The 9,568-nt window shown below is 63.1% G+C and carries 15 protein-coding genes; 8 read left to right on the top strand and 7 right to left on the bottom strand.

Annotated elements, in window-relative coordinates:
• Positions 1-4 precede the first annotated feature (4 nt).
• Complete coding sequence (galU, locus tag PVZ78_RS04785) at positions 5-844, bottom strand: UTP--glucose-1-phosphate uridylyltransferase GalU (RefSeq protein WP_009049342.1); 840 nt, start codon at positions 842-844, stop codon at positions 5-7.
• 293 nt (positions 845-1,137) lie between these two features.
• Here galU and PVZ78_RS04790 point away from each other — a divergent pair, with 293 nt between their 5' ends.
• Together PVZ78_RS04790 and PVZ78_RS04795 are read left to right on the top strand one after the other, a co-directional pair.
• Positions 1,138-1,326 carry a hypothetical protein gene (locus tag PVZ78_RS04790; RefSeq protein WP_007921742.1) on the top strand — a complete coding sequence of 63 codons (189 nt, stop codon included), beginning with the start codon at positions 1,138-1,140 and terminating at the stop codon, positions 1,324-1,326.
• Positions 1,327-1,481: 155 nt separating this feature from the next.
• Complete coding sequence (locus tag PVZ78_RS04795) at positions 1,482-1,763, top strand: hypothetical protein (protein ID WP_007921741.1); 282 nt, start codon at positions 1,482-1,484, stop codon at positions 1,761-1,763.
• A gap of 12 nt (positions 1,764-1,775) precedes the next feature.
• On the opposite strand, the gene PVZ78_RS04800 is transcribed toward PVZ78_RS04795, so the two are convergent.
• The 4 genes from PVZ78_RS04800 to PVZ78_RS04815 form a co-directional block, all read right to left on the bottom strand.
• Positions 1,776-2,006 (bottom strand): hypothetical protein, encoded by a 231-nt coding sequence (locus tag PVZ78_RS04800; RefSeq protein WP_007921740.1) that lies wholly within the window; start codon positions 2,004-2,006, stop codon positions 1,776-1,778.
• Between the two features lie 68 nt (positions 2,007-2,074).
• Positions 2,075-2,998: a c-type cytochrome gene (locus tag PVZ78_RS04805; RefSeq protein ID WP_110176490.1), complete on the bottom strand. Its 924-nt coding sequence runs from the start codon at positions 2,996-2,998 to the stop codon at positions 2,075-2,077.
• Positions 2,995-3,666, bottom strand: coding sequence for a c-type cytochrome (locus PVZ78_RS04810; RefSeq protein ID WP_273828299.1), 672 nt, complete (start codon positions 3,664-3,666; stop codon positions 2,995-2,997). Before PVZ78_RS04810 ends, PVZ78_RS04805 begins: the two co-directional genes overlap by 4 nt.
• Before the next feature lie 184 nt (positions 3,667-3,850).
• Positions 3,851-4,201: a hypothetical protein gene (locus PVZ78_RS04815; RefSeq protein ID WP_009049346.1), complete on the bottom strand. Its 351-nt coding sequence runs from the start codon at positions 4,199-4,201 to the stop codon at positions 3,851-3,853.
• A 176-nt stretch (positions 4,202-4,377) separates the two neighbouring features.
• On the opposite strand from PVZ78_RS04815, the gene PVZ78_RS04820 reads away from it, so the two are divergent.
• From PVZ78_RS04820 to ada, 5 genes are all read left to right on the top strand, one after another.
• On the top strand, positions 4,378-4,680 hold the full coding sequence (locus tag PVZ78_RS04820; RefSeq protein WP_007921735.1) for a DUF1883 domain-containing protein: 303 nt from the start codon (positions 4,378-4,380) through the stop codon (positions 4,678-4,680).
• A gap of 34 nt (positions 4,681-4,714) precedes the next feature.
• Positions 4,715-4,885: a hypothetical protein gene (locus PVZ78_RS04825; protein ID WP_007921734.1), complete on the top strand. Its 171-nt coding sequence runs from the start codon at positions 4,715-4,717 to the stop codon at positions 4,883-4,885.
• Positions 4,886-4,987: 102 nt separating this feature from the next.
• Entirely contained in the window at positions 4,988-5,704 is a 717-nt protein-coding gene (locus PVZ78_RS04830; RefSeq protein WP_135006670.1) for a 2OG-Fe(II) oxygenase, read from the top strand.
• Entirely contained in the window at positions 5,694-6,368 is a 675-nt protein-coding gene (alkB, locus tag PVZ78_RS04835; RefSeq protein WP_103331556.1) for a DNA oxidative demethylase AlkB, read from the top strand. Before PVZ78_RS04830 ends, alkB begins: the two co-directional genes overlap by 11 nt.
• A gap of 87 nt (positions 6,369-6,455) precedes the next feature.
• On the top strand, positions 6,456-7,529 hold the full coding sequence (ada, locus tag PVZ78_RS04840) for a bifunctional DNA-binding transcriptional regulator/O6-methylguanine-DNA methyltransferase Ada (RefSeq protein WP_151264233.1): 1,074 nt from the start codon (positions 6,456-6,458) through the stop codon (positions 7,527-7,529).
• On the opposite strand, the gene PVZ78_RS04845 is transcribed toward ada, so the two are convergent.
• Both PVZ78_RS04845 and acuI read right to left on the bottom strand, forming a co-directional pair.
• Positions 7,493-7,981: a GyrI-like domain-containing protein gene (locus PVZ78_RS04845; protein ID WP_101282645.1), complete on the bottom strand. Its 489-nt coding sequence runs from the start codon at positions 7,979-7,981 to the stop codon at positions 7,493-7,495. The two genes, ada and PVZ78_RS04845, sit on opposite strands and share 37 nt — an antisense overlap.
• 49 nt (positions 7,982-8,030) lie before the next feature.
• Complete coding sequence (gene acuI / locus PVZ78_RS04850; protein WP_028682527.1) at positions 8,031-9,014, bottom strand: acrylyl-CoA reductase (NADPH); 984 nt, start codon at positions 9,012-9,014, stop codon at positions 8,031-8,033.
• 318 nt (positions 9,015-9,332) lie between these two features.
• Here acuI and PVZ78_RS04855 point away from each other — a divergent pair.
• The coding region (locus PVZ78_RS04855; RefSeq protein WP_273828300.1) for a nitronate monooxygenase at positions 9,333-9,568 on the top strand (236 nt) is incomplete at its 3' end.

Here is a 9,568-nt window from a genome sequence, read left to right on the forward strand (position 1 = left end):
GCTATCAGTAAGCCTTGCCGGTCTTGTAGAAGTGTTCGAAGCAGAAGTTGGTCGCTTCGATGTAGCCTTCGGCGCCACCGCAGTCGAAACGCTTGCCCTTGAACTTGTAGGCAATCACACAACCGTCCTGCGCCTGCTTCATCAGGGCGTCAGTGATCTGGATCTCGCCGCCTTTGCCTGGCTCGGTCTGTTCGATCAGGCTGAAGATGTCCGGGGTCAGGATGTAACGACCGATGATCGCCAGGTTCGACGGAGCGTCTTCCGGCTTCGGCTTCTCGACCATGTTGCGCACGCGGTAGAGGTCGTCACCGATCAGGTCACCGGCGATCACCCCGTACTTGTTGGTTTCCTGCGGGTCGACTTCCTGGATCGCGACGATGGTGCAGCGATACTGCTTGTACAGCTTGACCATCTGGGTCAGGACGCCGTCGCCTTCCAGGTTCACGCACAGGTCGTCCGCCAGGACCACGGCGAACGGCTCGTCGCCGATCAGTGGACGGCCGGTCAGGATCGCGTGGCCCAGGCCTTTCATCTCGGTCTGGCGGGTGTAGGAGAACGAGCACTCGTCCAGCAGCTTGCGGATGCCGACCAGGTATTTTTCCTTGTCGGTGCCCTTGATCTGGTTTTCCAGCTCGTAGCTGATGTCGAAGTGGTCTTCCAGGGCGCGCTTGCCGCGACCGGTGACGATGGAGATTTCGTTCAGGCCGGCGTCCAGTGCTTCTTCAACGCCGTACTGGATCAGTGGCTTGTTCACCACCGGCAGCATTTCTTTGGGCATGGCTTTAGTCGCTGGCAGGAAGCGAGTACCGTAACCGGCTGCTGGGAACAAGCATTTCTTGATCATATGAGTCCTTAAAAGGGCTGTACGTACGAATTTCGGCGCAGTCTAATCAGGCCGCGTGCACCTTACAATGGGCCGCGCTGGCTAACCGCTGCCATCTAAGAGAAATATTGCCGCGGATAGTTCCGCACTGGCTGCGAACATAGCTGCGCAGCATCGTACAGATAGCCCGCGCCGTAAACCGCCATCTGGCCGCAAAGCCTTGATTTTCTGCGTTTGAACCCTCGTCCGCACTCTTGCAGCGGCTCGTTTCCCGCTATCATGGCGCCCTTGAACCCCGCCAACGAGGCAGATAGATGTCGGCAACAAAAAGCGTAAACGGTTACCAGATCAAACAGTTGAAAGATGGCCAGTGGTGGCTGGTCAGTGCCCAGGGCGAGAACGTCGCCGGGCCTTTCGCCAGCGAGGCGATGGCAGTCGAAGTGGCATCGGTGTTCGAGGATTCGGCCGGCCACGCCTCGGCGCGTCGCAGCCCCAAGTCCTGAGACTGTCCCCGCACCGAAGAGCCCTGCCCCGCGCAGGGCTTTTTCATGCCGATCTGTACCGCAGTGGCGGTTCGCTATAGCATCTCGTCCCAGACGCTCGCCAAGGGTGTCCAGCCCTCCCCCGGGGCTCAAACTTCTCGACGACGACCACACCCATGCACAAACTTCTGGCACTGACTGCGGTACTGGCCCTGAGCGGATGCGCCACCGTTTCCGATACCTACCTGGAAAACGGCGAACAAGGCCTGAGCATCGATTGCTCCGGCGAGGCCAGCTCCTGGGCCAGCTGCTATGAAAAGGCCGACGCCTCCTGTGCCGGCACCGGCTATCGGATCATCGGCACCGACGGCACGCCGTCACTCAAGGAAAGCGACAAGACCCTGGGGGCGGATGTCGGCAACTACAAAAGCCGCAGTGTCGTAGTGGTCTGCAAGTAACAGACACCCGGCCTACATATGAATCTCGGCAAACTTGATGCCCAGGTTACGAATGGTTTCGATCAGGTCGTCCAGCCGGTCGAATGACTCGACTTCATCGTTATCATCCACAAGAAAATAGCTGCGCCCCGCGCTTTTCTTGAAGAACACGATCCATTCCCCGGAATTCGCCGGATTCTGAATCACATGGGTCGCAGAGATATGCCCCTCTGCATGCCTCTCCCGGACTGTTTCGCGCTTCATGCTTTCTCCCAAAAAACGATGCCGCCGAAACCTGGGTTTCGACGGCATCTTTGACAATGGCCGACAGTTTATCGGATGCCCTGGCCAATCAGCACGCCATCTACCGTCTGGCCATACAGATTGACCCCGTCGTTGGCGTGGAACTTGAGCCGGGTCTTCTCGATCGAGCCCTCCACCAGCCGCGGATCCTGCGGCCGCTCATGGCGATTGACGAACGCCGCCACGTCCCAGGCCTGCTGGTCGCTCAGGCTGCCGGCCTTGCCCAGGGGCATGTTGTATTTGATAAAGGACGCGGCGGTGTTGATCCGGTGCATGCCAGCGCCCCAGTTGTACGAGTCCTTGCCCCAGAGCGGCGGCATGACATAGTCGGCGCCGACCTTCTGGCCCTGACCGTTATCGCCATGGCAGACCGCGCATTGCGCCCGGTACACCTGCTCGCCACGGGCCAGGTCGTAGCCCTGGGCCGGTTGCGGCACCTCGGGATAACCACGCCCGGGCAACTCGACACCGATCGGTGCCTTGCTCGCCAGCCAATAGGAGTACACCGACAACGCGGAGATCTCGTAGCTGTCGGCAGCCGGCGGCGTGCCGTTCATGCTGAACTGGAAGCAGCCCTGCAAGCGCTCGGCGTAGGTGTTCACCTTGTTGTTCTTCTTGCGATACGCCGGGTACATCGGATAGGCGCCCCACAGCGGCGCGGAGTTGGCCAGCCGCCCCTGATCCAGGTGGCAATTGCTGCAATTGAGCCCATTACCGACGAACTTCGGCGCCAGGCGTTTGGTATCGACGAACAGCGCATAACCGTCGCGGACCATCTTGCCGTAGGCATTGTCTGGCAGTTCGCTCTCTGCTGGTGGCTGGAAATACTGGGGATGGACAGCACTCGCTGCCGGCTCCCGCAACTGTGATTGGTCTTCCATGGTGACCGCGGCGCCATGAACCTGGGTCGCCAGCAAGACGAGGGAAAAGCCCAATAGAAGATCACGGCTCATGGCTTGGGCTCCTGGTTATCGGCCTTGGCGGACAGGCTGCCGACCTTGGCAAAGTAGTCGGCCACCGCCGTGATTTCCTCGGGGCTCAGGGCCTTGGCGATGTGTCCCATCAGATCGTTCGGGTCGTTGCGGCGCGTGCCGTCGCGCCAGGCATTCAACTGCCCGATCAGATAAGCCGCGGGCTGCCCGGCCAACGGCGGAAAGGCGTCTCCGGCACCCACGCCACCCGGTCCATGGCAAATCACGCACTCCGGAACCTGCCGCTCCCAGGCGCCACGCAGGGCCAGCCTTGCACCGACCCCCTCGGCCATGGCGCTGCGGTTGATCGGCGCTGGCGTCACAGCCGGCATGGCCGCCAGGGTCTGGCTGACCGCGTCTATCTCGTCATCGCTCAGGGCCTTGGCCAGTGGCTGCATGACCGGATTGCTGCGCGCACCGCTGCGAAAATCTTCCAGCTGCTTGCGCAGGTAACCCGCCGACAATCCCGCCAGACGTGGAAATCCGGCGGCTGCCAAACCCAGGCCATCACCACCGTGACAGGCCAGGCAGGCCGTGGCGCCGGGCTGCGCTCCACCCTGGGTAAACACTTTCTGCCCATCCACGGCCTGGGCACTGGCGACAAAAAACAGCATCAGGCTGCTCAGCAGTATTCGATCCATGGGGATCATGGCGAACTCCATTTTTCTAGTTATATCCTTAGGCTTATTTTATATAAGCCTACAAAGAGTAGGCCAATAGACCTTTGGCTACAACGCGAAACCCACCGAGCCTGCCTTGTCACCGGGCACAAAAAAGCCCGCCCTCGCCACGGAAATCCGGGCCAGGGCGGGCTCTTGAAAAATCCCTCGGCGATTAGCCGGAAATGCAGTCCTCCGCCGCCTTGCGGATATCGCCCGGACGCATGGGCACATTGGACATGCTTTCATGCAGCTTGATGCTGCTGCCGCCGGAACGCTCCTCGATATCGAACACCGCGGTCGGCCCTGCCGACAGTTTCTGCGGAACGATAACGCGCATACCGTCCTTATGCGGTTCGACCTGCAACTGGCCACGGCTGTCAGCCAGTTTGTCGCTGACGCACTTGGCGTACTCCTGCGGCTTTTTCCCTGAAATCACGTTCAGGGTGGGCAGTGTCTGGTTAATGTCCGAGACTGTCGCACAACCACTGATCGCCAAGGCCAGAATCAACACACCCCACTTCATACATTTCCTCCGATAAAGACCGTCCGACCGCAGAAATGGCATTTTTCTCCGGATCAGTCAGATTTATCCTAAATAATCGGCAAATAACTGTTTTAAATTGTCAAAGCCGCCGGCCGCGGCCTGATAAACTGCGCCATCGTTTTGATTTTGTAGCAAAAGCCCTTCTGGAGGCGCCCATGAAATTTATCCACCAGCGCGAGCACCTCAACGAAGACGATATCGTCGTCATCGAATGCTCCCAGGTCTGCAACATCCGCCTGATGAACGACGCCAACTTCCGAAGCTTCAAGAACGGCGGACGTCACACTTATCATGGCGGCGCGTTCGACAAGTTCCCGGCCAAGATCACCGCACCGAGCACCGGCTTCTGGAACATCACCATCGACACCGTCAACCGCCGGCCCATCAGCGTCACCCGCAAGCCGAACCTGACCCATTCGATCAAGATCATCCGCCGGTCCAGCTCGAAACTGCGCTGAACCCCGCCCCAGTCCGCGACAAACAGGTATCACCGTGGCCCAAACGACCAAGTACGTCATCAAATACAAACTCAACGGCGAACGCCGTTTCGAGTTCGCCCAGCTGGAAAGCGGCACCCAGGAAGAAGCCAAGGCCGCACTGGAAGCCCTGCACGGCCAGACCGACGACGTCATCAGCGACGTCAGCGTGAGCAAGGCGCTGTAAGCCCCTGCTTCTGTGACGAATTCGAGCGCAAGCAGCGGAGTGTGAGCGGCCCGCGCGCTTCCTAGACTGGCGGATATCAGCCTCTGCCTCAGGAACGCCAGGATGTCCGCCCCCGCCCTCGCACAACGTCTTGCCTGCCTGGACTGGCCCTCGATCGAGCGGCAGCTCGATCAGGACGGCAGCACAGTGATCGGCAACCTGCTCAGCGCCGATGAATGTCATGAGCTCAGCAGTTTGTATCCGCGCAGCACATTGTTTCGTTCGCGAGTGGTCATGGCCAGGCACGGTTTCGGCCGCGGCGAATACCAGTATTTCGCCTACCCCTTGCCGAAGCTGGTCGCCGAACTGCGCGGCCAGTTCTATCCGCACCTGGTGCCGCTGGCCAACCGCTGGAACCAGCTGATGAATATCCCCGTGCAATATCCGCCCCGGCACGAAGACTTTCTCCAGCGCTGCCACGCCGCCGGTCAGCAGCGGCCGACGCCCTTGTTGCTGCAATATGGCCCGCAGGATTACAACTGCCTGCACCAGGACTTGTATGGCGACAACGTATTCCCCTTGCAGGTCGCAATCCTGCTGTCACGCCCCGGCGCCGACTTCAGCGGCGGCGAATTCGTCATCACCGAACAGCGCCCGCGCATGCAGTCGCGGCCGCAGGTCATCGATCTGAAGCAGGGTGATGCGCTGATCTTCGCCGTGCATCATCGTCCGGTACCCGGCGTGCGCGGCCATTACCGGGTGACGTTGCGCCATGGCGTCAGCCGCCTGCACAGCGGCCGCCGCCATACGCTAGGAGTGATCTTCCACGATGCCCAGTAACGCTAACTTCACCGCCGAGCTGTTCGGCGAACCCGAACTGCAACAGGCGCCCCGCACCGAACAGGTCGGCCCGCAGTCCTTCGTGTTCCGTGGCTTCGCCCTGCCCTGGGTCGAGCGCCTGCTGCCAGCCCTGCGTGACGTACTGCGGGCCGCGCCGTTCCGGCAGATGGTCACGCCGGGCGGCTTCACCATGTCGGTCGGCCTGAGCAGTTGCGGCGAGCTGGGCTGGACCACCGACCGCAGCGGCTACCGTTACACCGCCATCGATCCGCAGAGCGGCCAGCCCTGGCCGGCGATGCCCGAAGTGTTGCGCGAACTGGCCCAGGCCGCCGCGACCCAGGCCGGTTTTGCCGGGTTCGATCCGGACGCCTGCCTGATCAATCACTATGTGCCCGGCGCCCGCATGTCCCTGCACCAGGACAAGGATGAGCGCGACTACGACGCGCCGATCGTCTCCGTCTCCCTGGGCTTGCCGGCGGTGTTTCAGCTGGGTGGCGAGCGGCGCAGCGACCGCCCGTTGCGGGTGCCGCTGCTGCATGGCGATGTGGTGGTCTGGGGCGGCGTCGACCGCCTGCGCTATCACGGCGTGCTGCCGCTCAAGGACGGCACGCACCCGCTGCTGGGCCCACGGCGCATCAACCTGACCTTTCGCCGGGCCGCTTGATCCCGCGGGAATTCAAGCGCAAGACTCGGAGTGCCAGGCCCCCTGCCCTTGGTTAATCTGAGCGACAACCGCCACCGAGTAGAGTCCATGACCATGGTCCAGCCCAAGCCCACCACCGCAAGCGATCCTCGCTGGCTCGCCGTCCTGGCCCGTGATGCGCGCGCCGATGGCCAGTTCGTCTATGGGGTGAAAACCACCGGGGTCTACTGCCGCCCCAGCAGCCTGTCGCGCCTGCCCCGGCCGGAGAACGTCGAGTTCTTCGACACCGCGGAACAAGCCGAGGCCGCCGGTTACCGGCCGAGCAAACGCAGCGCCAGCGACCAGACCCAGGTAGCCGCGCAGCATGCCAGCCTGGTAGCGGCCGCATGCCGGCAGATCGAGTCGGCCGAAGCACCGCCCAGCCTGAAACAGCTGGCCGAGCAAGCCGGCATGAGCAGTTTCCACTTTCACCGGGTGTTCAAGGCCGCCACCGGGCTGACCCCCAAAGGCTACGCCAGCGCCCACCGTTCGCGGCGGGTGCGGCGCCAGCTGGAGCACGGCCATTCGGTGACCGACGCGCTGTACGACGCAGGCTTCAACTCCAACAGCCGCTTCTATGAAACCGCCGACCAGTTGCTCGGCATGAAACCCAGCGACTACCGCGCCGGCGGCCTGAACGCCGATATCCGCTTCGCCGTCGGCCAGTGCTCCCTGGGGGCGATCCTGGTCGCCCAGAGCAATCGTGGGGTCTGCGCGATCCTGCTGGGCGACGACCCCAATGCCCTGGTGCAGGACCTGCAGGACAAATTCCCGCGGGCCAACCTGATCGGCGCCGACCAGGACTTCGAGCAACTGGTGGCCAAGGTGGTGGGGTTTATCGAAGCACCGGCCATTGGCCTCGACCTGCCGCTGGACCTGCAAGGCACGGCCTTCCAGGAGCGGGTGTGGCTGGCCCTCAAGGAGATTCCGCCGGGCAGCACCGCCAGCTACGCCGAGATCGCCCAGCGGATCGGCGCGCCGAAATCCTTTCGCGCCGTGGCCCAGGCCTGTGGCGCCAACAGCCTGGCGGTGGCGATCCCTTGCCACCGGGTGGTGCGCAGCGACGGCCACCTGTCCGGCTACCGCTGGGGCGTGGAGCGCAAGCGTCAGTTGCTCGAGCGCGAGGGCTCGTCCGAGGCTTGAATGCCGATGTACACCGACACCGATTCCGGCCCGGTGTACACCTCGAAGTCCGTGGCGAAGCGCCGACGGACCTGCGGATTGTCCTCGAAGTAGGCCCAGACCAGGCCCCAGGTCTGGATCACCACCTCCGGCATCGGCCCCTTGGCGGAGAACGCCAGGTACTCGCCACCCTGCACCTGCACCAGCGGATAGTCGGCATTGCCCTCACCCACCGCCACACCGGCGGTGACATCGAAGTGCCCCGAGGCATCGGACTCGTAGTTGGAGTACACGCCGTAGATGAACGAGTCCGACTGCCGGTGGCCGATGCTGTCGAACAGGCCTTCGACAAAAAACCGCTCCCACATCGGCCCGATTCGCGCGCTGTCCGCTTGTTGCTCATCGGCATTGCAGGTACGCACCTGCAAGCCCGAAACGCAGAAAGGCTGAACCTCTCGCAGTTTGACATCCATGCTTCGTACTCCTGTCTGGCGTTTATCTGGGTGACCGGCGCGCACGGTATCAGCGATTCACATCCACCACCACGCGCCCGCGCAACTCGCCGGCCAGCAGGCGCGATGCGGCAGCGATGGCTTCGCTGAGGCCGATCTCATGGCTGATCAACGGCAACAGGGCCGGGTCCAGATTACGCGCCAGGCGCTGCCAGGCCTCGATGCGCCGGGCCTTGGGCTGGGTCACGCTGTTGATCCCGACCAGGGTCACGCCCCGCAGAATGAAGGGCGCTACCGACGCCGGGAAGTCCATGCCCTGGGCCAGCCCGCAAGCGGCCACAGTGCCGTTGGCCTGGGTGCTGGCGCAGGCATTGGCCAGGGTATGGCTGCCCACCGAGTCGATCACCGCCGCCCAGCGCTCCTTGGCCAAAGGCTTGCCCGGCGCGGACAGGCTGGCGCGGTCGATGATCTCGCTGGCGCCCAGGCGCTTGAGGTAGTCCTGCTCGGCAGTGCGCCCGGTGGATGCCACCACCCGATAACCGAGCCGGGCCAGCAGGGCTATGGCAAAGCTGCCGACCCCACCATTGGCCCCGGTGACCAGCACCTCGCCCTGGTTCGGAGTCAGGCCGTGGCGCTCCAGCGCCAGGATGCTGAGCATCGCCGTGTACCCGGCCGTGCCGATGGCCATGGCCTCGGCCGCGCTGAACGCCTGGGGCAAGGGAATCAGCCAGTCGCCGTCCAGCCGCGCCTTCTGCGCCAGCCCGCCCCAGTGTCCTTCGCCCACGCCCCAGCCGTTGAGCAACACCTGGTCGCCGGGCTGGTAATCCGGGTGGCTGCTGTCTTCGACGATGCCCGCCAGATCGATCCCCGGGACCATGGGAAACTTGCGCACCACCGGGCTGCTGCCGGTGATGGCCAGGCCATCCTTGAAGTTCAGGGTGCTGTAGGCCACCCGCACCGTCACATTGCCCTCGGGCAACTGCGCTTCGTCAATCTCGCGCAGCGCCGCGCGATAACCGGCGTCGTCTTTCTCGATCAAAATACCCTTGAACATGACTGCCTCCCGATGGGCCCTTGGCCGGGCCGTGAACTTGAGTTTCAGCTTGCAAAGCCCCCACCTTCCCAGCCCGTGCGGGAAAAATCCACGCTCTTTTCGTCGTAGGCCACACCCTGCCCGTAGGAGCGAGGCTTGCCCGCGATAGCCTTATCACTGGCAGCCCAGGTGGCGGCCCTGATCCCGTCTCGCGAGCAAGCTCGCTCCTACAGGGGATCGCCAGGCTCCGGCCAAAGTCGACTGGCCTTGGTCGTCCATCTCCTGATACAACCCCCCGGGTTGCCGTCCTTATCTCTTGACGTCGGAGCATCATTCAACATGAGCCAATGGCCTGACACCCGTATTCTCGACCTGCTGGGCATCGAGCTGCCGATCATCCAGGCGCCCATGGCCGGCGCCACCACTACGGCCATGGTGATCGCCGCCGCCCAGGCCGGCGCGCTGGGCTCCCTGCCCTGCGCCATGCTCAGCCCCGAGCAGATTCGCCAGGAAGTGCAGAGCATTCGCCAGGCGACCCGCGCGCCGCTGAACCTGAATTTCTTCTGCCACCAGAA

The sequence above is a fragment of the Pseudomonas sp. SBT1-2 genome (assembly GCF_028640875.1).
GTDB lineage: Bacteria > Pseudomonadota > Gammaproteobacteria > Pseudomonadales > Pseudomonadaceae > Aquipseudomonas > Aquipseudomonas chlororaphis_I.

Bases quoted from the DNA above. Each gene is read 5' to 3' on its own strand.
- PVZ78_RS04795 (WP_007921741.1), top strand. From the start codon at position 1,482: ATGCACAAACTTCTGGCACTGACTGCGGTACTGGCCCTGAGCGGATGC.
- PVZ78_RS04810 (WP_273828299.1), bottom strand. From the start codon at position 3,666: ATGATCCCCATGGATCGAATACTGCTGAGCAGCCTGATGCTGTTTTTT.
- alkB (WP_103331556.1), top strand. From the start codon at position 5,694: ATGCCCAGTAACGCTAACTTCACCGCCGAGCTGTTCGGCGAACCCGAA.
- PVZ78_RS04845 (WP_101282645.1), bottom strand. From the start codon at position 7,981: ATGGATGTCAAACTGCGAGAGGTTCAGCCTTTCTGCGTTTCGGGCTTG.
- PVZ78_RS04815 (WP_009049346.1), bottom strand. From the start codon at position 4,201: ATGAAGTGGGGTGTGTTGATTCTGGCCTTGGCGATCAGTGGTTGTGCG.
- PVZ78_RS04805 (WP_110176490.1), bottom strand. From the start codon at position 2,998: ATGAGCCGTGATCTTCTATTGGGCTTTTCCCTCGTCTTGCTGGCGACC.
- PVZ78_RS04800 (WP_007921740.1), bottom strand. From the start codon at position 2,006: ATGAAGCGCGAAACAGTCCGGGAGAGGCATGCAGAGGGGCATATCTCT.
- ada (WP_151264233.1), top strand. From the start codon at position 6,456: ATGACCATGGTCCAGCCCAAGCCCACCACCGCAAGCGATCCTCGCTGG.
- galU (WP_009049342.1), bottom strand. From the start codon at position 844: ATGATCAAGAAATGCTTGTTCCCAGCAGCCGGTTACGGTACTCGCTTC.
- acuI (WP_028682527.1), bottom strand. From the start codon at position 9,014: ATGTTCAAGGGTATTTTGATCGAGAAAGACGACGCCGGTTATCGCGCG.
- PVZ78_RS04790 (WP_007921742.1), top strand. From the start codon at position 1,138: ATGTCGGCAACAAAAAGCGTAAACGGTTACCAGATCAAACAGTTGAAA.
- PVZ78_RS04820 (WP_007921735.1), top strand. From the start codon at position 4,378: ATGAAATTTATCCACCAGCGCGAGCACCTCAACGAAGACGATATCGTC.
- PVZ78_RS04830 (WP_135006670.1), top strand. From the start codon at position 4,988: ATGTCCGCCCCCGCCCTCGCACAACGTCTTGCCTGCCTGGACTGGCCC.